Raw genomic sequence first — 23165 nt, 5'->3', positions numbered from 1 at the left:
CCCGCGCCTTATTTCCCGGCCCCCGGGGGTGGGGGGGTTTGGGCCCCTACTCGCGACGGGGGGGGGGGGTTCCCGGGCGGGGGGCCCGCTGCGCGCGGCCCCCGCGGGCTGTTGCCTCAGTGGCCGTTGGCCGCGATCGAAACCGCCTCCCAGTCCTTCCAGGTCTGGAGGCGCTTGGCGTAGACATCGACGATGGTCCTGGTTGGGGTGAGCCCGAAAAAGATTCGGGTCGGAGGCTCGGCGGCATCGACGACCTGCAGGATCGCCGGACCCGTCGCCGCCGGTTTGCCAATGAACTCCGCAGGCACGTTGGCCCAGATGTCTGCCTGGGCACGGCGCAGGGGGTCATACTGCGGCGCCGGGTTGGCATGGACAGCCGAGCCCCGGCCCCAGTCGGTGGCATAGCCGCCCGGTTCCACCAAGGTCACTTTGATGCCGAACGGGGCAACCTCCTGCGCCAGCGCCTCGGTGAGGCCTTCGACTGCCCACTTGGAGGCGTGATAGGCCCCCAGATTGGGGTAGGCGATCAGGCCACCGATGCTGGACACCTGGATGATGTGGCCATGCCCCTGCTTGCGCAGGATGGGCAAGACGGCCTGGGTGACGTTCAGCACACCGAAGAAATTCACTTCGAGCTGATCGCGCACCTGCTGCTCCGTGACTTCTTCGACTGCACCGAACAGGCCGTAGCCGGCATTGTTGACGACAACGTCGAGACCACCAAATGTTTTGGCAGCCTGTTCGACAGCGGCAATTGCGGTGGCGCGATCGGTCACATCCAGCCGCAGGGGCAGGACCGCACCGCCGAATTGAGTAACGAGATCCTGCAAGGCTTCAGGCTGCCGGCTCGTTGCGGCAACCCTGTCGCCGCGCTTGAGTGCGGCTTCCGCCCAAACGCGGCCAAAGCCGCGATTGGCACCGGTGATGAACCAGATTTTCGACATCGATCTACCTCATGATTGGGTGCCATTGGGCACCTCTTGGAGGTAGGCGCGCGCCCTGTCACATTCATTTGCAGGTTGCGACAGAAAATTGGCGATGGCCGCCAATCTCTAGTTCAGGCGAGAGACGTCGGTGTTCTGCTCGCGCCACCGGGGGTCACGCCTTGCCATTCGCGGAAGGCGCGGTAGGCCGACAGCGCCGGTGTCAAGACGGCGAGGAGTTCGGGGTTGGGCCCGGCGAACGGCCGATCTAGGTCATCAGCGCGTAGCACCAGTCCATGCCGAAGCATATAGCCACCACCCTGCCGCCTTCTCATCTGATATCAAGAAGACTGGTTTCGGTATTCTCCTTGAGCTGACTTGGAGGTTTCCTCCCAAGCTTCCCATTCCGCGAGGCGTTCTGCATAGGTTGTACGAGCGACTGGCAGCCCTTCCGAGCCAACGAAGAAGCGTAATGGCGGCTGCTCAGCATCCACGATTTTGAACAATGAAGCAGAGGTCGCGGTTGGATTGCCGACTACCATCTCTGCGCCCGATGCGAAAACCTGGGCCCGCGTCTCTGAATAGAGGTCGAGACCCTTGGCGAGCTTCATGGATGTCTGGCTTGCGAAGTTCGTCGCGTAGGCGCCGGGTTCTAAAAGCGTTACTTTGATGCCGAACCCTTTGACCTCCTTGGACAGACTCTCATGGAGCGCCTCAAACGCCCACTTGGACGCATGGTACATGCCAGTCATCGGCCCGGCGTAAATGCCCGCCACGCTCGAAACGCCAATGATGTGACCACTCCCCTGCGCGCGCAGAAGCGGAAGGGCCACTTGGATTACAGAGAGAGGTCCATAGAAGTTGGTGTCGAACTCGGCGCGGACCTCGGCTTCGCTGGCTTCTTCGATCGCCCCTATCAGCGCATAGCCGGCATTGTTGATGACGATATCCAAACGACCGAAATGCGCATGCGCCTTAGAGACGACATCGGCAATTTGGTCGCGGTGTGTCACGTCAAGTGCTAGAGGCAGGACCGAGTCTCCAAACTTGTCAGCAAGCGGAGCTACATCGGTCAGCGATCGAGCGGTCGCGACGACTTTATCGCCCCGCTTGAGTGCATCTTCCGCCCAGATGCGGCCAAATCCACGCGACGCGCCCGTGATGAACCAGATTTTCGACATCAAACTACCTCATGATTTGGGTGCCATTGGGCACGTCTCTTGAGGTAGGCAGGCCGCCTGTCGAGTTCATTTGCAGGTTGCGACAGAAAACTGGCGATGGGCGCCAATCTAGTTCAGGCGAGAGGCCTCGATGTTCTGCTCGCGCCACTGAGCGGGGGTGACGCCTTCCCACTCGCGGAAGGCGCGATAGAACGAGCTGGTATCCTGAAAGCCTAACAGGTAGGCAATCTCGTCGGCCGCATTCGCGCCACTGGCGAGCATTTCGCGACCAAGCTCTTGGCGCGAAGCTTCCAGTAGCTGCCTGAAGCTTGTCCCGGATTCCGAAATACGGCGCTGCAGCGTGCGCTCGCCCATCCCCAGGGCGTTGGCCACGTCCGATAGTTCGGGCTTGCCGCTGGCCAACCGCCGCTTCAGAACAATCTTGACCTGTTCCGGCAACGAGCTTTGCGCATCGATCTCGTCGAGTTAGGCCAACAGTGCCGGCGTAAGGATGGCGAGCAGCTCGGGATTGTGCCCAGCAAACGGTCGATCCAGATCATCAGCACGCAGCACCAGCTGGTTCTTGGGCGCCCCGAAGGTTATTGGCGCTCCGAAGTACCCCTTGTGCTCTCGGGTCGTCGGGCCTGCTCGGGTCATTTCCACGCGCAGCGGGACGATGTGACGACCTGTTCCACGTCGTCCCAATTCAAGGATTGCTGCAAACGTCACGTCGACCGCTACGTCAGGCTCCGGGCCAACGGCGTGGATCCAGGCGAAGCTGACAAAAGCCTCACCATCACGTTCTATCACGTGCAGCTCTTCCGGGGTGCAAAGCCGCTTGAACCTGGCAAGACGATTGAGGCCGTCGCGGAAATCCTTGGCGAAGAAGGCCGACATGGTTGCGGGGGGATGGACCGTTGTATCTGCCGCTACATTGATATGCAGCCCGATGGCGGGGTCGCCCGACAGCTCCTCCAGCGCTTGCCAGAGGTCGAAGTATTGGGCGGTATTGACCCAGGCGTCTTCGGAAATGTGGAGCGTCGCAGGCAACCGAGCTTGCCTCAACAATGCCGCCGGTGAGATGCCAGCCCGCTCTACCGCGCGCCAAAAGGCCTGCGGGACTTTGCATCTGTCGATTGGTAGCCGTGTCATGGCAGGCCTTTCACTCGCCCGTAATGGCGGCGCATGAGCGCCGCTGTCCTATCGTCGTCCAGCCCGACCCCCGTTCGATCACAGCGTACCCCGAATCCGCGACCGATCCACTGATCCATCTGCTCTACCGGGTCGTCTACTGTGTGACCGGCAGGGTGGACGGCAACGGTTGCTCGCTCAACTGCTTGCCGCTGGCGCGCCGGGTGGCGTGAGTGCCGGCGAGGACACTGCGCAGCTTGGCGGCCTGCTGGTCGATGGCCTGCGGCCCGTTCCCGGTGAGCAGCCGCACGGATGGCTCGTAGGCCAGCAGCGGGGCGGCGATGTTGAGGGAGGTCGCGAGTTTGAAGCCAGCTTCCTTGATGGCCTTGTCGACGAAGTAGGCGGTTCGGGTCTTCTTGCCGGGGACGCGCGGGTAGAGGAACCGCAGCGCGAACAGCTCGCCGATTGCGGGGACGGTCGAGATGGTGGCGGCGAGGAACGGGTTGTCGCTAACGAGGTAGGGGTGGCCCTGCGCGTCGACGCGCTGCCGGGTGGAGGTGACCGCCACGGGCGCGTGGCAGATCAGCGAGATGACGACGCCATTCTCCCGGGCTACGTGGAGGGTTTCGCCGAGCCACGGGTTGTCACGGAAGTCGACCATGGGTGCGTGACCGCCGGGGGTGTGGATGAAGTCAAAGTCGGCGAAAGTGAACGGGTCGGCCGGGTCGCGGTGACGCTGGACGAGTTCCTGCAGCGAGTGGAAGGTGCCCTCGGGGAGCTTGTCGAGGCGGCGGATCAGTTCGGGGCGGTACGCGGCGAGCTCCGGTTCGCTGTTGGGCAACAGTTCGGAGACCGGGACCCGGCCGATGTGCCGTTCCAGCAGTTGGACTTCCTGCTCGCGGCGGGCGACCAACGCGGGGTGGCGCTGCCGGAAGCTGTTGACGTCGAACGAGCGGCGGCGCTGCTGCATACGGAGGGGGATGGTGATGGCGCCGGTCTTCTCGATGGATTGCACGGACAGGGCCATGCCGTTGATGTCGAGTTGCGGGGCGTTGCCGTCGGGGGTGGCGAAGGTGAACTCGTAGTCGTTCTCGAACTCCTTGAGCACTTGAGCCATCTCGACCAGGAAGAACCCTGTCGAGATCGACTTGACATCGGCCGGTTCGGCCAGCGGCAGCTGGCGGCCGGAGGAGATGAGGATCAATGCGCGGCGCTTGGTGGTGGGCATGACTTGTTCCTTTCGATGCTTTCGGCCGGGGTGACGACTAGGCCGTCCCCGCCATTCATCGGCAGATATAGGCACGCCTCCTGTGGCATTCACTTGCAGGATGCGACAGAAGACTGGCGATGGCCGCCAATTTCTGGTGTCCGCGTTGGGTCAGATCGCGTCGATGGGGGCGCCTGAACGTCCGCTTCTCACATTCCAGGCCTCCAAGCCGCAAGTCCGCTTCCGGCCCCCGATCAAGACGTTTCTACAACGGGCAAAGCGCCCCTGACGAGGTCCGCTCAATCACGCGCAGTCGATCCGGAGCCGATCACTCCTTCCCCGCCCGCTTGATCACCCGCGCATAAAATTCGCCGACAATGCCGCGCCGGAAGATCAGCACGCACACCATGAAGATCAGGCCGGTGGCGATGGTCACCGGAAAACCGGAGGTGGCAAGCGTGTTTTCCAGTCCGATGACCAGGCTTGCGCCGATGATCGGGCCGACCATCGTGCCGATGCCGCCGAGAAGCGTCATCAGGATCACCTCGCCCGACATCTGCCAGGTGACGTCGGTGAGCGTGGCGAACTGGAAGACGATCGCCTTGAGCGAACCGGCCAGCCCGGCCAGCGCGGCCGACATGACGAAGGCCCCTAGCTTGTAGTTGGCGACGGAATAGCCCAGCGAAATGGCGCGGTTCTCGTTTTCGCGGATCGAGCGCAGGATCATGCCGAACGGCGAATTGACGATGCGCCAGATGGCGAAGACGCCGATCAGGAACACCGCCAGCACGAAATAATACATGTTCAGCGACACGTTCAGGTCGAGCACGCCGAGCAGCATGCCGCGCGGCACGCCTTGGATGCCGTCCTCGCCTTGCGTGAAGGGCACCTGCACGCAGAAGAAGAAGAACATCTGCGACAGCGCCAGGGTGATCATGGCGAAGTAGATGCCTTGCCGGCGAATGGCGAAGAAGCCCATGACAAGGCCGAGCACGGCCGCGCCCGCCATGCCGAGCAGGATGCCCGCTTCCGGCGGCCAGCCCCAGACCTTGACGGCATGCGCGGTGAAGTAGGCGGCGCCGCCAAAGAAGGTGGCATGGCCGAACGACAGGAGCCCGGTATAGCCGAGCAGGAGATTGAACGCGCAGGCAAACAGCGCGAAGCACAGCATCTTCATCAGGAAGATCGGATAGACCAGGAAAGGCGCCACCAGCAGCGCCAGGATGCCGAGCCCGACCAGCGTCCATTCGAGCCGTGCCGAGGTCCTGACGGGCTTCTCGCGAAGCGTCAGTTCGGCCATGTCGGATGTCGCTTCCGACATCTCGGATGTCCCTTCCGACATGTCAGGCGTCCCTTCCGAACAGGCCGGCAGGCCGGACCAAAAGCACGATGGCCATGATGACGAAGACCACGAGGTTGGAGGCCTCGGGGTAGAAGACCTTGGTCAGGCCCTCGGCGAGGCCGAGCATGTAGCCGGTGACGATCGCGCCGAGGATCGATCCCATGCCGCCGACCACGACGACCGCGAAGACGACGATGATGAGATCCGATCCCATCAGCGGGCTCACCTGATAGACGGGTGCCGCCAGAATACCGGCAAGCCCGGCAAGGGCTGAGCCGAGGCCGTAGGTCAGGGTCAGCAGCAACGGCACGTTGACGCCGAAAGCCTGGACGAGGCGGGGATTCTCGGTCGCCGCGCGCAGGTAGGAACCCAACCTGGTCTTCTCGATCAGCGCCCAGGTCCCGAAGCAGACGATCAGCGAGGCGACCACCACCCAGCCGCGATAGTTGGGCAGGAACATGAAGCCGAGATTGGTGCCGCCGGAAAGCAGCGGCGGCACGGCGTAGGCGTTTCCCGAGACGCCGTAGTAGTAGCGGAATATGCCCTCGAGCACGAGCGCGAGGCCGAAGGTGAAGAGCAGGCCGTAGAGCGGATCGAGATCGTACAGCTTCGACAGCGCCAGGCGCTCGACAACGATGCCGAAGACGCCGACGATCAGCGGCGCAAGGATCAAGGCGGGCCAATAGCCGATGCCGAGATAGGTGAGAAGCAGATAACCGACGAAGGCGCCGAGCATATACTGGGCGCCATGGGCGAAATTGATGACGCGCAGCAGGCCGAATATGACGGCCAGACCCAGGCTCAGCATGGCGTAGAACGAGCCGTTGATCAGCCCGACCAGCAACTGGCCGAGGAAGGCCTGAACGGGGATTCCGAAGATCATCGTCATGGCGCCATCATACACCCAGGACTTCGTGGAGCTGCGTCATGCGGTCCGGCAGTTCGCCGACCGGAAACCCCGCCACGACCTTGCCGTGCTCCATCAGATAGAAACGGTCGGCGACACGGCTGGCGAAGCGGAAATTCTGCTCGACCAGCAGGATCGTCATGCCGCGCTCTTTCAACGTCGCCAGCAACTCGCCGATGCGCTGCACGATGACGGGAGCGAGACCCTCCGTCGGCTCGTCGAGAAGCAGCATTTTCACGCCGGTTCGCAACATGCGCGCGATCGCCAGCATCTGCTGTTCGCCGCCCGACAGCCTCGTGCCGGGACTGTTGCGCCGCTCCTTCAGATTGGGGAAGAGTTCGAATATTTCCTCGACGCTCATGCCGCCTTCGGCGACGACCGGCGGCAGCACCAGATTCTCGTCGACGGTCAGCGTCGCGAAGATGCCGCGTTCCTCCGGCACGAAGCCGATGCCTTGATGAGCGGTGCGGTGCAGCGGCAGCCGCATCAGATCCTTGCCGCCGAAAGCGATCCGGCCGGTGCGCTTGCGGATCAGCCCCATGATGGAGCGCAGCGTCGTCGTCTTGCCGACGCCGTTGCGGCCGAGCAGCGTGACCGTCTCGCCGGCAAACACCTCCAGATCGACGCCGTGCAGCGCATGGCCCTCGCCATACCAGGCGTTGAGGCCGCTGACCGCAAGGAGAGGCGCGGCACTAGTCATCGGCGGTGCCCATATAGGCGACCTTCACGCGTTCGTCGCGGCTGACGGTGGCGTAGTCGCCAGCGGCAAGGACCTCGCCGCGCTGCATGACCGTTATCCAGTCGCAAAGGTCGGCCACGACAGTCAAATTGTGCTCGACCATCAGCACGGCGCGATCCTTGGCCACCGAGCGGATGAGGTCGGAAACCGTGGCCACGTCCTCATGCCCCATGCCGGCCATCGGCTCGTCCAGCAGCAGCACTTTCGGATCGAGCGCCAGTGTCGTGGCGATCTCCAGCACGCGTTTCCTGCCATAGGAGAGATCGCCGGCGAGCCTGTTCCTGGCGTCGTCGAGACCGACCGACCGCAGCAGTTCCACGGCGCGCGGCGTCAGCCGATCGAGTGCCGCGAGCGAGCGCCAGAATTGAACGCTGAGCCCGCCCGGCCGCTGCAGCGCGACGCGCACATTGTCGAGCACGCTGAGGTGCGGAAAAATCGCCGATATCTGGAACGAGCGCACCAGACCCATCCGCGCGACCCTGGCCGGCGAGGTTCGGGTGATATCGTGGCCGAGCAGCTCGATCCTGCCGCTGGTCGGCGCCAGGAACTTGGTGAGCAGATTGAAGACGGTCGTCTTGCCGGCGCCGTTGGGTCCGATCAGCGCATGGATGTTGCCATGGCGGACATCGAGATCGACGTTCTTGACGGCGACGAAGCCGGCAAAGTCACGCCGCAAACCGCGGGCGGAAAGCACCACAAGCGGCTCGTTCGCGTTCAAGTCAGGCGGCGCCATGGCCGCGCCGATCACTGGCTGGCCGTCGGACAGCCGCTTTCCTTCTCGTTCAGGAATGCCTCGTTGCCAGGGATGGTGGCGAGGTATTTATAGTAGTCCCACTCCTTGGTGCTCTCGGCTGGCGACTTGACCTGATAGAGATACATGTCGTGGATCATGTTGCCGTCCGCCTGCACCTTGCCGTTGGCCGTAAAAACGTCGTTCACCGGCATCGAATGCAATTGCTTGGCGACGGCTTCGGTCTCGTCGGTGCCGGCCTTGTCGATCGCCTTCAGGTATTGCGTCACCGCCGAGTAGGTGGCGGCCTGGATCATGTTCGGCATGCGGTTGGTGCGCTTGAAAAAGCGCTGCGCGAATTCGCGGCTCTTGTCATCGCGATCCCAGTAGAAACCCTCGGTCAGCACGACGCCCTGCGCCGCCTGAAGGCCAAGCCCATGCACCTCGGCCAGCGTGAAGAGAAGTGCTGCAAGACGCTGGCCGCCCTGGACGATGCCGAATTCGGCCGCCTGCTTGATGGAGTTGGAGGTGTCGAGGCCGGCATTGGCCAGACCGATGACCTTGGCGCCCGACGATTGCGCCTGCAGCAGGAAGGACGAATAATCGGTCGCCCCCAGGGGATAACGCACTTCGCCCAACACCTTGCCGCCATGGCTCTCGACGAACTTGGCGGTCTGCTCCTTGAGCGAATAGCCGAATGCATAGTCGACGGTGACTAAGAACCAGCTGTCGCCGCCCTGCTGCACGAGAGAGCCGCCGGTTCCCACCGCCTGCGAGTGGGTGTCATAGGCCCAGTGGAAGCCGTAGGGCGAGCACTGCTTGCCGGTCAGCTCGGTGGTCGCCGCACCGGTGACGATATCGATCTTCTTCTTTTCCTTGGAAATCCCCTGGACCGCGAGCGCCACCGAAGAGGTCGTCAATTCCATGATGGCATCGACCTGTTCGGTGTCGTACCACTGCCGCGCGACGTTGGAGGCGATGTCAGGCTTGTTCTGGTGGTCGGCGCTGATGATTTCGACCGACGCTCCCTGCACCTTGCCGCCGAAATCCTCGACCGCCATCTTGGCCGCCTCGACCGACCACTTGCCGCCGAAATCGGCATAGACGCCCGACTGGTCATTGAGGATACCGATCTTGACCTTGCCGTCGGAAATCTCGGCGGCCGAGGCGGGGATCGCGGCCGCGGCGAGAAGGGCGGCAGAAACGAGATAACATGCCTTCATGGTCTACTTCCTCCCATTACGATGAATCCGGCCGCCCCCTACGATCGATCATCTGCAAAGCACAGCTGAACATGAGGAAAATGGGGATGGACGGCAAGGGGCAATGGCGAATTTCATATTCGAGGCGATGCCGCTTTGGCGGCATAATGCCGGCCATGAGCCCGAGATGAAACACCAACATGTGAACCGTCCGGGCGTCACGGCGGTTGTCCCGAGCTGCTGGAATTCCGGCGCCGCTACGACGTGCTCAGCCCTCCGCGGCGACCAGATGGCCGTTGCCGACATCCCTTAGCACCAATTTCAACGGCGCCTCGCCGATCTTGCGGGTGGCGCTCGGGATCTCCTTGTCGAGGCGGGCGAAGCGGCTTCTTCGCTTGCCCGGGTCGGGCACCGGCACGGCTTCGATCAGCCGTCTTGTATAGGGGTGGCGCGGGTTGGAAAAGACCTGGTCGCGCGTGCCCATTTCCACGATCTGGCCGAGATACATGACTGCGACGCGGTCGGAAATGTTCTCGACCACCGCCATGTCGTGCGAGATGAAGAGATAGGCGACGCCGAATTCGCGCTGCAATTCCTTCAACAGATCGAGCACGCGCGCCTGCACCGAGACGTCGAGCGCCGAGACGCTTTCATCGGCGATGATCAGCTTCGGCCGCAGCGCAAGAGCGCGCGCGATACAAACGCGCTGGCGCTGACCGCCGGAAAATTCATGCGGATAAAGCTCCATCTGGTCGGCCGACAGGCCGACGCGCTCGAACAGCTCCGCGACACGCTGGCTGCGCTCTTCCTTCGACGCGATGCCATGGATCAGCAGCGGCTCGGCGACGAGGTCGCCGACGCGCATGCGCGGATCGAGCGAGGCGTAGGGGTCCTGGAAGATCATCTGCACGTCGCGGCGCACCGCCTCGCGCTCGTCGCGCCCGAGGCCCGACAGGTTGCGGCCACCGATGACGATGTCGCCGCTGTAAGGCACCAATCCGGCCAGCGCCTTGGCGGTGGTCGACTTGCCGCAGCCGGACTCGCCGACCAGCGCCAGCGTCTCGTTGGGCGCGATCGAAAAGCTGACGCCTTCGACGGCGTGGACGCGGCGGGTGACTCGGCCGAAGATGCCGCCACGCAGATCGAAGCGGACGTGCAGGTCTTTGACATCAGCGACATTGGCCGGTGTCGCAGCCTCGGCATCCCTGGATCTCTGGCGACCGACGCCACTGCCGATGCGCGGCACGGCGGCAAGCAGCTCGCGCGTGTAGTCGGCCCGCGGCCTGGCGAAGATGTCTGATGTTTTTCCCTCTTCGACCATGCGGCCATGCCGCATGATGATGACGCGGTCGGCCATTTCGGCGACGACGCCCATGTCGTGGGTGATGAGGATGACGCTGGTGCCATGCTGACGCTGCAGGTCGCGCAGCAGTTCCAGCACCTCGCCCTGCACGGTAACGTCGAGCGCCGTCGTCGGCTCGTCGGCGATCAGCACGTCGGGTTCGAGCGCCAGTGCCATGGCGATCATCACGCGCTGGCGCATGCCGCCGGAGAGTTCGTGCGGAAATTGCTTTAGCCGGCTTTCGGCTTCGGAAATCCGCACCGCCGTCAGCGCCTCGATGGCGCACTGGCGGGCCTCGGTTGGCGACAGGCTGGTATGCGCCTCGATGGATTCGATCAGTTGCCGGCCGATCGACAGCACCGGGTTAAGCGAGGTCATCGGCTCCTGGAAGATCATGGCGATGCGGTCGCCGCGAATGCGCCGCATCCGGCGCTCGTCGAGCGCTGTGAGCTCGGTCTCACCGAGCCGGATGGTGCCGGAGGAAATCCGGGCGGCAGGCTGCGGCAGCAATTGCATGATCGCCAGCGCGGTCATCGATTTGCCGGATCCGGATTCGCCGGCGATGCACAGCGTTTCGCCGCGTGCCAACGTCAGCGACAGGTTGGAGACCACCTCGCGCTCGCCGTCCTCGCCGCGCACGCTGACGGAGAGGTTGGCGATGTCGAGGATGGGTTTGGGGGTTGAGGTCATTGCGGGCGAAGCCCCCACCCGGACCTGCGGTCCGACCTCCCCACAAGGGGGAGGTGGGGCGGCAGCGCTGTACCCTCCCCCTTGTGGGGAGGGTCGCTGCGAAGCAGCGGGGTGGGGGTGCGGCGCCGGCCCAAAATCATTCAAACACGCAGCGTGGGAAGTAGAACGACACCACCCAGTTCGGCATATCGACGATCTCGCTGATGCGGAGATCGCCGCACACCGAGGCCAGCATATAGGCCTCGACCGGGTCGAGTTTGTAGCGAGCGGAAAGCAAATCGATCATCTGGGCAACCGCTTCCCTGGCGCCGGCCATCAGGTCAGGACCGATGCCGGTTGTCACCTCATAGCCCTTGGCGTCGAGATGGCGCGTCACCGGGCCGGATGTGGTGAAGCGCGGCGTCTTCAGCCTGGCATCCTTGACCAAGTCGAGCTTGAGCACGACATCCATCGGGCTTTCGATCGCCGTGCCGCAGACCTCGCCGTCGCCTTGCGCGGCATGGGTGTCGCCGACCGAAAACAGCGCGCCCGCCACTTCCACCGGCAGATAGAGCGTGGTGCCGGCGGCGAGATCGCGGATGTCGAGATTGCCGCCGACGCGGCGTGGCGGCACCACCGAGTGGTGGCCCATCTCGGCGGGTGCGTTGCCGATGGTGCCGGCGAACGGTTTCAACGGCACGCGGGCGTTTTTACCGAACAGCGCCGGCTCGAGTGAACCGGCGTCATATTTCCAGATGTTCAGCGCCGGCTCCTTGAACTCGTCGGCGAGCAGGCCGAAACCCGGAATGTTGGCCGTCCAGCCGAAGCCGGACGGTTTGAACAGCTCGATCGTCACCTTCAGCGCGTCACCCGGTTCGGCACCCTCGACGAAGATCGGACCGGTCACCGGATTGACCATGGCGAAATCGAGCTTGGCGACGTCGGCAACGGCGCTGTCGGGCCTCAGCTGGCCGCCGCCGGCATCGAGGCACTGGAACTCGATGGTCGAGCCGGGCGCAACCCGCTCGGCCGGGGCAAACGAATTGTCCCAGCCGAAATGATGATGGCGCCCGTGGATGGTGTAGTCGCAGTTATTGCACATCTTTTACGAACACATTGTCGTAGTTGATCGGGATATGGACCGGGTCGACATAGAGGTTGTCGGCGCCGCCCATGCGGGCCGATTTCATGGTGAAGCGCTGCTCGTTGAAGACCGGCGCCCAGGGCGCGTCCTCCATCACCTTGTCGTAGATGGCGCTCCACATCTTGTCGCGCTCGCCGGCCTTGGCCGGATCGACCACCGAGTCGGCCTCGGCCGCCTTAGCGTCGAGATCCTTGTTGCAATACCACGACCAGTTCCAGCCGCCCGGCACCGCACCAGCGCAGCCGAGGATCGGGCCGTAGAAGTTCGACGGATCCGGGAAGTCGGCGATCCAGGCCATGCCGCCGGACCAGATCATCGGCGCGCCGGCCTTGTCGCCGCCGGCGGCGATGACGTTGGCCTGGGCGAGCGACTGGATGCTGGCCTTGATGCCGATCGCCGCCAGGTCCTGCTGGATCGCCTGCGCGATGCGCGGGTTGGGATCGGTGTTCATGGCGAACAACTGCGTGTCGAACCCATCGGGATGGCCGGCTTCGGCAAGCAGCGCCTTGGCCTTGGCGACGTCGTAGGGGTAGCCCTTGTACTCCTTGTCGTAGCCGGGCATCGACGGGGGAAGCGGCTGGTTGGCCGGCACCGCGCGACCGTTGATGATCTGGATGATGCGCGCCTTGTTGATCGCCATGTTGACCGCCTGGCGCACCTTCACATTGTCGAACGGCGCCATGGTGGTGTTCATGGTGACGTAGCCGGTGTGCAGCTGGCCGCCTTCGACGACGCGCGCCTTCTGCTCGGGATCGGCCATCACCTCCTGGAACTTGGCTGGCGGAATGCCGTCGCCGGGAACGTCGATCTCACCCTTCTGCAGGCGCAGCAGCGCCACGATCGGCTCCTGGCCGATCTCGAAGGTGATCTTGTCCAGATGCGGCAGCCCCTTGTGCCAGTAGTCCGCATTGCGCTCAAAGACGATGCGCTGGCCGAGTGTCCACTCAGTGAGCTTGAAGGCACCGGTGCCGACCGGATGCTTGCCGAAATCGGCGCCGTATTTCTCGACCTCTTCCTTCGGCACGACATGTGAGAAGTTGATGGCCATGACATGCAGGAAGGTGGCATCGGGACGGGTCAGCTCGAACTTGACCGTGTAGGGGTCGACGACAGTGACGCCGGAAAGGCTCTCGGCCTTGCCGGCAGCGACATCGTCATAGCCCTTGATCGAGCCGAAAAAGCCGGCGCCGGGGCTCCGGGTCTTCGGATTGGTGACGCGGTCGAGCGAATATTTCACGTCGTCGGCGGTCATCTCGCGGCCATTGTGGAATTTCACACCATGGCGCAGCTTGAAGGTGAAGGTCTTGCCGTCGGGCGCGATCTCGTAGCTCTCGGCAAGATCGGGTTTCAGGTTGGTGGTGCCCGGCTCGTAGTCCATCAGCCCGTCGAACAGGCTCTTGATCATCGACCAGTTCTGCCAGTCATAGCCGATCGCCGGATCGAGCGTGGCGACGTCGTCCTTGTAGGTGAGGGTGATGGCGCCGCCCTGCTTGGCGTTCGGATCGACGGTGTCCTCGGCGCGGGCGCTTGTCATGCCGAGCATCAGCGCCAGCGCCGATGCCGCTACCGTGGATGCGAGAAACTTTTTCATTTTTATGTTCCCTTTCTCTGTTTGGTTTCAGTCATGTCATGTTGTTTTCGCTCAGGTCCGGTTGTCACCTGAGCTTGATGCGGGGATCGATGAAGGGCGCGATGATGTCGGCAAGCAGATTGCCGAGCACGATGGCGAAGGCCGACACCAGCGTGACGCCCATGATGATCGGAATGTCGACCCGCTGGATGGCCTGCCACGCCAGTTGGCCGATGCCGGGCCAGCCGAACACGCTTTCGACGACGACGATGCCGCCCATGAAGATGCCGATGTCGATGCCGATCATGGCTATGACCGGCAGGATGGCGTTGGGCAGCGCATGGCGGAAGAGGATGGCGCGGCGCGCCAGGCCCTTGGCGCGCGCGGTGCGGACATAATCCTGGCGCAGCACGTCGATCATCGACGAGCGCATCATGCGCGCGTACCAGCCGGCGCCGAGGATGCCCATGGTCAGCGACGGCAGCACCAGATGACGCCAGGTGCCGTAGCCGCCGATCGGAAACCAGCTGAGCCGCACGGCAAAGACGTAGAGCAGCAGCAGGCCGACGACGAATTGCGGTGCCGAGACGCCGACGAAGGAGGCGACCATCAAGGTCTGGTCGGTGGCGGTGCCGCGCTTGACGGCGGCGATCAGGCCCATGCCGAGGCCGAGCAGCAGCTCGCACAGGATGGCGCCGACCATCAGCAGCAAGCTGGCCGGCAGCCGCGAGACGATCAGCTCGGTGACCTCGGAGCGCTGGATGTAGGAGCGGCCGAGATCGCCGCTGAGCAGCCTGACCAGATAGCGCCAGTACTGGACGACGAAGGGCTGGTCGAGGCCGAGCTGCTGGCGGATGTTCTCGACCGTCTGCGGCGTGGCGCTGCGGCCGGCGATCTGTCGCACTGGGTCGGCCGGCAAGAGGTAGAGCAGCGCGAAGGTGATCAGCGAGACGCCGAGCAGGATGAGCAGCGACTGGATGAGGCGGCGGCCGAGATAGGCGATCATGCCCGGCCTCTTTGCGTCGGATCGAGGATGTCGCGCAGCGCATCGCCAATCAGGTTGAAGGCCAGCGCCAGCGCCAGGATCGCGGCACCTGGGAAGAACACCAGCCAGGGTGCCGCCTGGAAATAGGTCTGGTTCTCGAAGATGATGTTGCCCCAGGACGCGGTAGGCGGCTGCACGCCGATGCCGAGGAAGGAGAGCGTCGCTTCGAGCAGCACGGTGGTCGAAATGCCGAGCGTGCCCCAGACGATGATGGTCGGCAGGAGATGCGGCAGGATGTGGCGAAACAGGATGCGCGGCGCGCTCGCCCCAATGGTGCGTTCGGCGTCGATGAACTCGCGCTCGGCGAGCGATGAGGTTTCGGTATAGATGACGCGCGCGGTCTGCACCCAGTTGACCAGGGCGATGACCATGGCGACGATCCACAGGCTGGGCTGGAATACCGCCGCCAGGCAGATGGCGAGCAGCAGCGCTGGGAACGCCATCATCAGATCGGTGAAGCGCATCAGCGCGCCGCCTATCCAGCCGCGGAAATAGCCCGCGGTGACGCCGACCAGCGTGCCGATGAACAGCGCCACGCCATTGGCGACTATGCCGATGATCAGCGAGGTGCGGGCGCCATAGAGGATGCGGGTCAGGAGATCGCGGCCGAGCAGATCGGTGCCCAGCCAGAATTTAGCGTCCGGCGGCAAGGGCGAGCCCTCGATGGTCAGGCCGTCGAACATCTGCTCGTTGGGGTCGTGGCCGGTCAGCCACGGCGCCAGCACGGCGCCGGCGACGACAATGGCGACGATCACCAGGCCGAGCAGAGCCAGACGGCGTTTGACCAGACGGCGCCAGACGCCGGCGCGCGGCTTGACCGGCATGCGCCCGGCCGCCGGGAGATCAGGCGCGATGGGACTGGTCATCGCCGCCTTCTTCCCCCGTTGCTTCCTCGCTTGTCATCGCCACGATCCGGCGCGCGGCATCCTCGACGCTGATCTGCCAGCTCATCGCCAGCGAGCGCAGCCGCGCATAGGCGCGCTCGTCATCCGTGCCTTTCGACAGTGCGGCCACCGCGCGTACGATGGTCTGACGCTCGGCGACACGCTGGCGAAGCGAAGCGATCTCGCTGGCCAGGTGTTTGCGCGCCTCGAAGCTCTGCCTCGCGATCAGCAGCGCGCTGTAAACGCCGGCATTGCCGACGGGCTTCAGCAGTTGCGCATCGGCCTTGTGCGACAGCGCCCATTCGATGCGGCCCGGCGCCTCCGAACCGATCAGCGCCACCAGCGGCATCGGCGCTTCGCCCGGCTTCCACGGGAATTGCTCGTCAAAGCCGAGATCGGCGTCGAAGAAGACGAAATCGGCCGCCAACGCCTCGGGCGGCAGTTCGGGCCAGCAGTCCAGCGTGATCAGGCCGATGGCCGACAATTGCCGGGTGATGGCCTGCACCGTCGGATGCGGGCGATGCAGGATGAAGGCCCTGGCGCCGCCGAGATTGGGGATGCGCGGCGTCCTCGTCACGACACCACCCTCAGGCGCGGACGGCCGAACGTTTTGGCGGGGTCGTAGCGCGACAGATACGGATCCGGGGCGACCTCGTCCTCGCGGCTGACGACCTCGAAGAAGCCATCCGCGATGCGCCCGATGATCACGGGCAGCGTGGCGTGCTGGGAGTGGGCGTCGATGGCGATCGGCCCTAGCCGGGTGGAGAAGCGCCGTTCGGCGAAGGCTTTGGAGAATTCCGCCGGGCCGGCATCGGGATCGCTGGAGAGCACGTCGGCCATCACTTGCACGGAGGCATAGGCCGAGGCCTCGAAGGACGAGGCGAATGCGGCCGGGCGTGGCGCGAAATACGGCCCAACCGACAAATGCCCATTGCCTGATACACCGATCGCCGGCAGCTCGCCCTCGGTGAGGTTGCAGGAGATGACCGGGCAGGCTTCCGGGCTGAAGGCTGGATTCTCAGCCGCGAGGTCGCGATAGGCCGCCAGGAAGGCGTAAGACGACGTGCCGATCAAATTGTTGAGGACGAAGTTCGGCCGCGTGGCGCGGATCTCCGCGATCAGGCGCGACACGTCGGTCTCGCCGATGCGCAGATAGCGCTCGCCCAGGACCTTGCCGCCGGCATCGGCGATCAGGTCGCGCGCGACGCGGTTCATCTCCCAGCCCCAGATATAGTTCGAGCCGAGCAGGAAGCCGTTGGCGCCGAAGCGCGGCACGACATGCGCCATCAACGGCACCAGATGCTGGTTGGGGCAGGCGTGCATGTAGACGACATGCTCGTTGGCCTCGAAGCCCTCGTAGGGGCAGGCGTACCAGAGCATGCCGCCCGCCTTCTCCAGCACGGGAATCGTCTCCTTGCGGCTCCAGGAGGTGACGCAGCCGACGACATGGCGCGCGCTGCTGGTCTTGAAGATGTCCTCGCAGAGCGTCGCGTAGCGATCGGCATTGCTTTGCGGATCGCGCTCGACCGGCACCAGCTCGATGCCTGAGCTCCGGTCGGCGTTGATGTCGGCGATCGCGCGCATGGCGCCCATGCGGCACGCATCGGACACGAGCTGATAGCTCCCCGAGCGGGAATAGAGGATGCCGATCTCGATGCGCCGTTTCAAACAGATCCCCTAGAAATGACAATGCCCCGCAGCCAGCGCCGGAGGGCGAGGCATACGAGGCATATTTGCCGCCCGGCGATCAGAGCCGGTATTTTTCCGATGGCTAACCTATTCGGTAGGGGCGGTCAGTCAAGCCCCCAACGATATCCATGTGCGACACCCACTGCCTGCCATCGCTGTCTCATTGCCGCCAGCTATCTGGCCGCCGGCCTCTGACTGTGTTGGCGGGCATAGGCCAAGCAGGCGTCCACCGTGCTGACACAAAGCGCGTCGCGGCTGTTCGGCAGATTGTTGTCGCCGGCGTAGGCAACTTCGGCAACGCGGCCGTCGACCATGCGAATTTGCGTGTCGCAATAGCCGCCTGGAGCGACATTGACGGAGCCGCCGACCACCGGGATCGCGCCTACCGCCAGGGTTGGGACGACAATGCTGAGATTGCCGCGCTGAACGACGCGCTTATAGGTCCAGATCTGGCCCGATCGGCCAGCGTCAGCGGTGGCGGTCGGAAACCCCGCGCACATCCGGACGTCGGCTTCGCTGAGGCCGACCATCTCCTTGCGAGCCGCCGCCACCGTGGGGTCAACCTTGGCGACGCGCGACGTATCGTCGGGAATGACACAGGAGGATTGCATGCCGACGAACAGAACAGGAAGGGCAAGCTTTCGAATACAGGAAAATGTCATACCGATTGTGGGATTTGCGTGGCGCCCGCCGCTCCTTTTACCTAGGCAAACAGTCGCTTGGATCAACCCGTGCGGCTTCACGAAAAAGTGGCCACGGGCGGCGAGCGCATCGTCGGCGACCGACACGACGATGGCGTCGGCGCCCGGCCCGATCGAGAAGCCATGCACGATCGTACTCGGCAACGAAGCTGACGGCGGGCGCGGAAAAGTCCCAGGACCGGTCTTCAATGCGGTAGGTGCCGGAGCCGCCGGTCCAATAGGTGATCTGGCCCATCTGCGGATGTTTGTGCGCCGCGACCTGGCCAAGATGAACGTTTGCGCGGGCAAGCACCGTCTCGACATGCAGGAAACCGACATCGAGCGGCCGCAAGATGCGATAAGATTTCCGTGCCGACAAGGGTGTTCCTGTCCAACCGGCGCTTCTGCGTCAACGTGCTGACGCATGACCACATGCATCTGGCGGGAAAATTCGCCGGCGCGACAAGGGACATGGAGGCGCGCTACTCCGCGGCGCGCTGACAGACGCTGACCTCCGGCACGCCGGCGCTGCGATCGTCAATTTCGATTGCGAGATCGAGACTGTGCATGTCGTCGGCACGCACAATGTGATGATCGGCCGCGTCATCGATGTCCGGCACGGCAGCGGGGGCTCGGCCCTGCTCTATGTCGACCGCAATTACACACAGCCGACGCGGCTTGGCAGCTTTGGCGGGTGAGTTTTCGCTGGTAGCGCTACACGAACATTCGAAGTTGGCCGAAGCCTCCCCCCAACTTCGTCATCCTACAGTCTGCGCCGCGTCGCTTCGCTCCTTGCTCCGCCATAGGATGACGAAGCGATTGATGTTTCCGCCAATCAAGGCATGCGGTCTCTAGCGCAGGCGACCAGTCAAAACTTCCGCGCGGAGGTGCTGAACTGTCTCACCCCTCGCCGTCGATCAGGCTTTCCAGGAGATCGAGCAGTTGCTCAAGCTTGTCGTGGCCAAAACGCTGTTCGATGTCGTCATAGATGACGCGCCGCTCGGGCGACAGGGCGTCGATCAAGGCGGAGCCGGCCGGGGCGATGGTCAGCACGACGCGGCGGCCGTCGACTTCCGCCTTGTTGCGGGTGATGAATTTCCGCCCCTCGAGCGCCTTGATGATGCGCGTCAGGCTGGGCGGCAGCACCGAGGCGCGATCGGCAAGCTCCGTCGCCTCGACCGGGCCGGCTTCGCTCAACACACGCAGCACGCGCCATTGCTGTTCGGTCACGTCATGCGCCGCGAGCATCGGGCGAAACCGCGCCATCACCGCTTCACGGGCGTGAAGGAGCGCCATCGGCAGGGAACGACGGGTGTTTTCAGGCAGCAAGAAAAACAGTCTCCCCACACTGGCTTGCGATCGAAAACAGGCCTTCCCTCAGCCAAGGCCCGTTCCTGCCATCCCGTATCGTTGCGCCAAACCCGATGCAAGACTTGACTTCGTGGATGCCGCATGTAATTAACGCGTTAACTACAACAAAGCAATAACCCTGGGAACGAAGCGCCGTGCCTCACTTCTCCATCGAGTATTCGGCCAATCTCGATGCCAAGGTCGATGTGGCGCTGAGCCTTCTCCGAATCTGATCTCCTCTCGAGGGTACAGGATCGCACCAGACCCACCGCGGCCTGTCAGGCGGCGTCTTTTGCTCACGCTCTTCAAATTTTTGAGAGAATATTCCCGGCTTTGGCGAGAACGGCGAAACGCGTTCTTTGATATAATCCATAGAATTTCTGAGGATGTGACCAAGGCTAGGCAATCCGGCCGGCTGCCATGACTTCACAACCGCAGAGATCAATCATGCCCGACTTCAAAAACACTTTGCCATCTTCCCTTTGGTCAACCGTCAACCGGCGCAGCGGCCTTGCTCTGCTGTTCGCATCGGCCGTCGCGGTCGGCAGCCTGATGGCGCCCAGCGTGTCGTTCGCCGAAGACAAGAAGGCGATCAAGGTCGGCATCATCAGCGGCGAGGACGAGGATGTCTGGCGGGTCGTCGTCGCCCAGGCGGCCGAAAAGGGCCTCGCCATCGAGACCGTGGTGTTCAACGACTACACCCAGCCCAACGAGGCGCTGGAGCGTGGCGAAATCGACGCCAACGCCTTCCAGCACCAGCCCTATCTCGACAACCAGATCAAGACGCAAGGCTATCACATCGTCCGGGTCGGCTACACCGGCGTCTGGCCGATCGGCCTCTACTCGAAGAAGTACACAAAGGTTGCCGAGCTGCCCGAGGGCGCGGTCATCGGCGTGCCGAACGACCCGTCCAATGAAGGTCGGGCACTGCGCGTCTTGCAGAATGAAGGCGTGATCAAGCTGAAGGACGGGACCGGCATCTTGGCCACCACCGCCGACATCGCCGAGAATGCCAAGAAGGTGGTGATCAAGGAACTCGACGCCGGTATCGTCGGCCGCTCGGTGGAGGATCTCGATGCCGCCGTGGTCAACACCGACTGGGCGCTGAAAAGCGGGCTGACGCCGGAAAACCGCATCGCGCAGGAGCCCATTGCCGACAATCCGTACCGCAACTTCATCGCGGTGAAGACCGGCAACGAGAACGAGGCCTGGGTGAAGACGCTGGTGGCTTCGTACCAGAACGAGGCGGTGAAAGCCGAGTTCGACAAGGTCTACAAGGGCACCGGCCTCAGCGCCTATTGAGGACATACAGGCGCTAAAGCGTCAGCATTGACTGCAAGGCGGTCCGCGCCACGCGCGGGCCGCACTCGTATTTTCAGGATCCGCCCATGAACCAGCACTTTACCTTGACCGCCGAGACCACGGAGCAGGCCAGCGCAACACAGCAAGATGTCGTGCGCCTTGTCGAGCTTAAGCGCCGCTTCGGTGTGACGGCAGCGCTCGACGGCATTTCGCTGACTGTGCGCAAGGGCGAGATCCTCGGCATCATCGGCCGCAGCGGCGCCGGCAAGTCGACGCTGATCCGCTGCCTGAACGGGCTGGAACGGCCCGATTCCGGCGAAGTGTTCATCGAAGGCCGCGAGATCGGCCGGCTCGGCGAGCGCGACCTGCAGCCGCTGCGCCGGCGCATCGGCATGATCTTCCAGCATTTCAACCTTTTGTCGGCCAAGACCGTCGAGGACAATGTGGCGCTGCCGCTCAAGATCGAAGGCCGCCCGAGGGCCGAGCGGCTGGCACGCGCGGCCGAGCTGCTCGATCTCGTCGGTCTGTCGGAGAAGGCAAAAGCCTATCCGGCATCGCTGTCGGGCGGCCAGAAGCAGCGCGTCGGCATCGCCAGGGCGCTTGCCGCACGCCCGGCGCTGTTGCTGTCGGACGAAGCGACCTCGGCGCTCGACCCGGAGACGACGCGCTCCATTCTCGCGCTGCTCAAGGACATCAACCGGCGGCTTGGCCTGACCATCCTGCTGATCACCCATGAGATGGAAGTGATCCGCTCGATCGCCGACCGGGTGGCGGTGATCGATGCCGGGCGCATCGTCGAGCAAGGGCCGGTGTGGTCGGTGTTCGCCGATCCGCGCTCCGACATCACAAAAAGCCTGCTCGGCGCCATCCGGCCGCAACTGCCGGCCGAGCTGACAGCCCGGCTGCTGCCGGCGGCCGGCGCCGAGACGATCCTGCGCGTCGACGTGGCCGGCGAGGCGGCAAACGGCCCGCTGCTGTCCGACCTTGCCGTTGCTGTTCCGGGCGCCTTCCGCCTTATCCATGGCGGCATCGACCATATCCAGCAGCAGCCTGTCGGGACGCTGTTCCTTTCGGTCCCCGGCAGCGATGCAGATCATCTCGCTGAAATCATCACATTCCTGAAGGCCCGCCAGGCGCGGGTGGAGGTGCTTGGCCATGTCGCCAATCCTGTTTGAACTTCTGCTGCGTTCCATCTGGGAGACGGTGCTTATGACGGCCGCCTCCGGCTTCATCTCACTGGTGTTCGGCCTGCCGCTCGGGCTCGCATTGATCGCCACCGAACGCGGCGGCATTGCCGAGAGCCTATGGGTGAACCGGGCGCTCGGCGCCGTCATCAACGGCTTCCGCTCGGTGCCTTTCATCATCCTTCTGGTGGCGCTGATCCCGGTGACGCGACTGATCGTCGGCACCTCGATCGGCACCTGGGCGGCGATCGTGCCGCTGTCGATCGCCGCCACGCCCTACTATGCGCGTATCGCCGAAGTGTCGCTGCGCGAGGTCGACCACGGCTTGATCGAGGCGGCGCGGGCCATGGGCGGTAACCGCTGGACGATTATCCGCGAGGTGCTGGTGCCCGAAGCCCTGCCCGGCATCGTCGCCGGCTTCACGGTCACGCTGGTGACGCTGATCGGCGCGTCGGCCATGGCCGGCGTCATCGGCGCCGGCGGCCTCGGCGACCTCGCCATCCGCTACGGCTACCAGCGCTTTGAGACCAGCGTCATGATCGCCGTGGTCATCGTGCTGATCATCCTGGTCTGCGGCATTCAATGGGTGGGGGATCGCCTGGTGGCGAGGCTGGATCGGAGATAATGGTCAGCCGGCTGAACATTCGGTTCGGCCGAGGCCTTCTCCGGAGCAATCTTACCGTTGGCGCCGCCCCTCACTGTCCTGCCGGACGTAAAACGGGAGAGAGGAGCTGGCCGTAACGCCGACATTCTTCCTGTAACGCTGGTAACTGGCGAAATCGTCAACGACAGCGCCCCTCTCCCCGTCACTATACGGGGAGAGGATGCCGGCAGGCAGGTGAGGGGCAGCGCCGAGGCTGGTCACTATGATGCTGTGGGACTAGAGCGGGATGAAATTACGGTGAGTCGATAAGGGATTCCCAAATCGATTGGAATTTGATTCAACCTTCTGGCTGGAGCTGGAG

Annotated in this window: 23 protein-coding genes and 1 pseudogene; 5 read left to right on the top strand and 19 right to left on the bottom strand. The window is 63.9% G+C overall.

Features of this window, described 5'->3' with window-relative positions; genetic code table 11:
* Positions 1 to 116 precede the first annotated feature (116 nt).
* From NKH03_RS30440 to NKH03_RS30355, 18 genes and pseudogenes are all read right to left on the bottom strand, one after another.
* A complete protein-coding gene (locus NKH03_RS30440) occupies positions 117 to 944 on the bottom strand; it encodes an SDR family oxidoreductase (RefSeq protein WP_352972605.1) in 828 nt (275 codons plus the stop codon).
* Between the two features lie 320 nt (positions 945 to 1264).
* Positions 1265 to 2104, bottom strand: a complete 840-nt coding sequence (locus NKH03_RS30435) for an SDR family NAD(P)-dependent oxidoreductase (protein WP_352972603.1) — start codon at positions 2102 to 2104, stop codon at positions 1265 to 1267.
* 108 nt (positions 2105 to 2212) lie between these two features.
* A complete protein-coding gene (locus tag NKH03_RS30430; RefSeq protein WP_352972602.1) occupies positions 2213 to 2542 on the bottom strand; it encodes a helix-turn-helix transcriptional regulator in 330 nt (109 codons plus the stop codon).
* Between the two features lie 27 nt (positions 2543 to 2569).
* Positions 2570 to 3235 carry an AraC family transcriptional regulator gene (locus NKH03_RS30425; protein ID WP_352972601.1) on the bottom strand — a complete coding sequence of 222 codons (666 nt, stop codon included), beginning with the start codon at positions 3233 to 3235 and terminating at the stop codon, positions 2570 to 2572.
* A 136-nt stretch (positions 3236 to 3371) separates the two neighbouring features.
* Positions 3372 to 4442, bottom strand: coding sequence for a type 1 glutamine amidotransferase family protein (locus NKH03_RS30420; protein WP_352972600.1), 1071 nt, complete (start codon positions 4440 to 4442; stop codon positions 3372 to 3374).
* Positions 4443 to 4749: 307 nt separating this feature from the next.
* The gene (locus NKH03_RS30415; RefSeq protein WP_352972609.1) at positions 4750 to 5721 is read right to left on the bottom strand and encodes a branched-chain amino acid ABC transporter permease; all 972 of its coding nucleotides are present in this window, start codon (positions 5719 to 5721) and stop codon (positions 4750 to 4752) included.
* 43 nt (positions 5722 to 5764) lie between these two features.
* The gene (locus NKH03_RS30410; protein WP_352870238.1) at positions 5765 to 6652 is read right to left on the bottom strand and encodes a branched-chain amino acid ABC transporter permease; all 888 of its coding nucleotides are present in this window, start codon (positions 6650 to 6652) and stop codon (positions 5765 to 5767) included.
* 7 nt (positions 6653 to 6659) lie between these two features.
* Positions 6660 to 7370, bottom strand: coding sequence for an ABC transporter ATP-binding protein (locus tag NKH03_RS30405; protein WP_352972599.1), 711 nt, complete (start codon positions 7368 to 7370; stop codon positions 6660 to 6662).
* Positions 7363 to 8142 (bottom strand): ABC transporter ATP-binding protein, encoded by a 780-nt coding sequence (locus NKH03_RS30400; RefSeq protein WP_352870240.1) that lies wholly within the window; start codon positions 8140 to 8142, stop codon positions 7363 to 7365. Before NKH03_RS30400 ends, NKH03_RS30405 begins: the two co-directional genes overlap by 8 nt.
* A gap of 11 nt (positions 8143 to 8153) precedes the next feature.
* On the bottom strand, positions 8154 to 9362 hold the full coding sequence (locus tag NKH03_RS30395; RefSeq protein WP_352972598.1) for an ABC transporter substrate-binding protein: 1209 nt from the start codon (positions 9360 to 9362) through the stop codon (positions 8154 to 8156).
* A 247-nt stretch (positions 9363 to 9609) separates the two neighbouring features.
* Positions 9610 to 11373 carry an ABC transporter ATP-binding protein gene (locus NKH03_RS30390; RefSeq protein ID WP_352972597.1) on the bottom strand — a complete coding sequence of 588 codons (1764 nt, stop codon included), beginning with the start codon at positions 11371 to 11373 and terminating at the stop codon, positions 9610 to 9612.
* A gap of 136 nt (positions 11374 to 11509) precedes the next feature.
* Positions 11510 to 12454 carry an acetamidase/formamidase family protein gene (locus NKH03_RS30385; protein WP_352972595.1) on the bottom strand — a complete coding sequence of 315 codons (945 nt, stop codon included), beginning with the start codon at positions 12452 to 12454 and terminating at the stop codon, positions 11510 to 11512.
* On the bottom strand, positions 12444 to 14087 hold the full coding sequence (locus NKH03_RS30380; RefSeq protein WP_352972593.1) for an ABC transporter substrate-binding protein: 1644 nt from the start codon (positions 14085 to 14087) through the stop codon (positions 12444 to 12446). The genes NKH03_RS30385 and NKH03_RS30380 overlap by 11 nt, the downstream gene beginning before the upstream one ends.
* A 64-nt stretch (positions 14088 to 14151) precedes the next feature.
* On the bottom strand, positions 14152 to 15072 hold the full coding sequence (locus tag NKH03_RS30375; protein WP_352878234.1) for an ABC transporter permease: 921 nt from the start codon (positions 15070 to 15072) through the stop codon (positions 14152 to 14154).
* Entirely contained in the window at positions 15069 to 15935 is an 867-nt protein-coding gene (locus tag NKH03_RS30370; protein ID WP_352972608.1) for an ABC transporter permease, read from the bottom strand. Before NKH03_RS30370 ends, NKH03_RS30375 begins: the two co-directional genes overlap by 4 nt.
* A 19-nt stretch (positions 15936 to 15954) precedes the next feature.
* The gene (locus NKH03_RS30365) at positions 15955 to 16572 is read right to left on the bottom strand and encodes an ANTAR domain-containing response regulator (protein WP_352870246.1); all 618 of its coding nucleotides are present in this window, start codon (positions 16570 to 16572) and stop codon (positions 15955 to 15957) included.
* On the bottom strand, positions 16569 to 17663 hold the full coding sequence (locus NKH03_RS30360; RefSeq protein ID WP_352972592.1) for a transporter substrate-binding protein: 1095 nt from the start codon (positions 17661 to 17663) through the stop codon (positions 16569 to 16571). The genes NKH03_RS30365 and NKH03_RS30360 overlap by 4 nt, the downstream gene beginning before the upstream one ends.
* Before the next feature lie 779 nt (positions 17664 to 18442).
* A pseudogene (locus NKH03_RS30355) lies at positions 18443 to 18743 on the bottom strand (cupin domain-containing protein); the annotation flags it as partial.
* Between NKH03_RS30355 and NKH03_RS30350 the strand changes: the two are divergent.
* Both NKH03_RS30350 and NKH03_RS30345 read left to right on the top strand, forming a co-directional pair.
* Positions 18734 to 18865, top strand: a complete 132-nt coding sequence (locus NKH03_RS30350) for a flavin reductase family protein (RefSeq protein WP_352972590.1) — start codon at positions 18734 to 18736, stop codon at positions 18863 to 18865. The pseudogene NKH03_RS30355 and the gene NKH03_RS30350 overlap by 10 nt on opposite strands.
* The gene (locus tag NKH03_RS30345) at positions 18814 to 19062 is read left to right on the top strand and encodes a flavin reductase family protein (protein WP_352972607.1); all 249 of its coding nucleotides are present in this window, start codon (positions 18814 to 18816) and stop codon (positions 19060 to 19062) included. Before NKH03_RS30350 ends, NKH03_RS30345 begins: the two co-directional genes overlap by 52 nt.
* A gap of 202 nt (positions 19063 to 19264) precedes the next feature.
* On the opposite strand, the gene hpaR is transcribed toward NKH03_RS30345, so the two are convergent.
* Positions 19265 to 19660 carry a homoprotocatechuate degradation operon regulator HpaR gene (gene hpaR, locus NKH03_RS30340; RefSeq protein WP_352972606.1) on the bottom strand — a complete coding sequence of 132 codons (396 nt, stop codon included), beginning with the start codon at positions 19658 to 19660 and terminating at the stop codon, positions 19265 to 19267.
* A gap of 501 nt (positions 19661 to 20161) precedes the next feature.
* On the opposite strand from hpaR, the gene NKH03_RS30335 reads away from it, so the two are divergent.
* The 3 genes from NKH03_RS30335 to NKH03_RS30325 all read left to right on the top strand — a co-directional run bounded on the left by NKH03_RS30335 (position 20162) and on the right by NKH03_RS30325 (position 22825).
* Entirely contained in the window at positions 20162 to 21016 is an 855-nt protein-coding gene (locus tag NKH03_RS30335; RefSeq protein WP_352972589.1) for a MetQ/NlpA family lipoprotein, read from the top strand.
* Positions 21017 to 21102: 86 nt separating this feature from the next.
* Entirely contained in the window at positions 21103 to 22191 is a 1089-nt protein-coding gene (locus NKH03_RS30330) for a methionine ABC transporter ATP-binding protein (protein WP_352972587.1), read from the top strand.
* Positions 22172 to 22825 carry a methionine ABC transporter permease gene (locus NKH03_RS30325; RefSeq protein ID WP_352972586.1) on the top strand — a complete coding sequence of 218 codons (654 nt, stop codon included), beginning with the start codon at positions 22172 to 22174 and terminating at the stop codon, positions 22823 to 22825. Before NKH03_RS30330 ends, NKH03_RS30325 begins: the two co-directional genes overlap by 20 nt.
* Positions 22826 to 23165: the final 340 nt, after the last annotated feature.

Origin of the sequence: Mesorhizobium sp. M1406 (assembly GCF_040317555.1) — a bacterium.
Classification (GTDB): domain Bacteria; phylum Pseudomonadota; class Alphaproteobacteria; order Rhizobiales; family Rhizobiaceae; genus Mesorhizobium.
This window is presented reverse-complemented; position numbering and strand designations above follow the sequence as displayed.

Coding starts and splice junctions, on each gene's coding strand:
- NKH03_RS30335 (WP_352972589.1), top strand. CDS start 20,162: ATGCCCGACTTCAAAAACACTTTGCCATCTTCCCTTTGGTCAACCGTC.
- NKH03_RS30395 (WP_352972598.1), bottom strand. CDS start 9,362: ATGAAGGCATGTTATCTCGTTTCTGCCGCCCTTCTCGCCGCGGCCGCG.
- NKH03_RS30385 (WP_352972595.1), bottom strand. CDS start 12,454: ATGTGCAATAACTGCGACTACACCATCCACGGGCGCCATCATCATTTC.
- NKH03_RS30380 (WP_352972593.1), bottom strand. CDS start 14,087: ATGAAAAAGTTTCTCGCATCCACGGTAGCGGCATCGGCGCTGGCGCTG.
- NKH03_RS30375 (WP_352878234.1), bottom strand. CDS start 15,072: ATGATCGCCTATCTCGGCCGCCGCCTCATCCAGTCGCTGCTCATCCTG.
- NKH03_RS30400 (WP_352870240.1), bottom strand. CDS start 8,142: ATGGCGCCGCCTGACTTGAACGCGAACGAGCCGCTTGTGGTGCTTTCC.
- NKH03_RS30435 (WP_352972603.1), bottom strand. CDS start 2,104: ATGTCGAAAATCTGGTTCATCACGGGCGCGTCGCGTGGATTTGGCCGC.
- NKH03_RS30410 (WP_352870238.1), bottom strand. CDS start 6,652: ATGACGATGATCTTCGGAATCCCCGTTCAGGCCTTCCTCGGCCAGTTG.
- NKH03_RS30330 (WP_352972587.1), top strand. CDS start 21,103: ATGAACCAGCACTTTACCTTGACCGCCGAGACCACGGAGCAGGCCAGC.
- NKH03_RS30370 (WP_352972608.1), bottom strand. CDS start 15,935: ATGCCGGTCAAGCCGCGCGCCGGCGTCTGGCGCCGTCTGGTCAAACGC.
- NKH03_RS30440 (WP_352972605.1), bottom strand. CDS start 944: ATGTCGAAAATCTGGTTCATCACCGGTGCCAATCGCGGCTTTGGCCGC.
- NKH03_RS30415 (WP_352972609.1), bottom strand. CDS start 5,721: ATGGCCGAACTGACGCTTCGCGAGAAGCCCGTCAGGACCTCGGCACGG.
- NKH03_RS30420 (WP_352972600.1), bottom strand. CDS start 4,442: ATGCCCACCACCAAGCGCCGCGCATTGATCCTCATCTCCTCCGGCCGC.
- NKH03_RS30325 (WP_352972586.1), top strand. CDS start 22,172: ATGTCGCCAATCCTGTTTGAACTTCTGCTGCGTTCCATCTGGGAGACG.
- NKH03_RS30425 (WP_352972601.1), bottom strand. CDS start 3,235: ATGACACGGCTACCAATCGACAGATGCAAAGTCCCGCAGGCCTTTTGG.
- NKH03_RS30390 (WP_352972597.1), bottom strand. CDS start 11,373: ATGACCTCAACCCCCAAACCCATCCTCGACATCGCCAACCTCTCCGTC.
- NKH03_RS30405 (WP_352972599.1), bottom strand. CDS start 7,370: ATGACTAGTGCCGCGCCTCTCCTTGCGGTCAGCGGCCTCAACGCCTGG.
- hpaR (WP_352972606.1), bottom strand. CDS start 19,660: ATGGCGCTCCTTCACGCCCGTGAAGCGGTGATGGCGCGGTTTCGCCCG.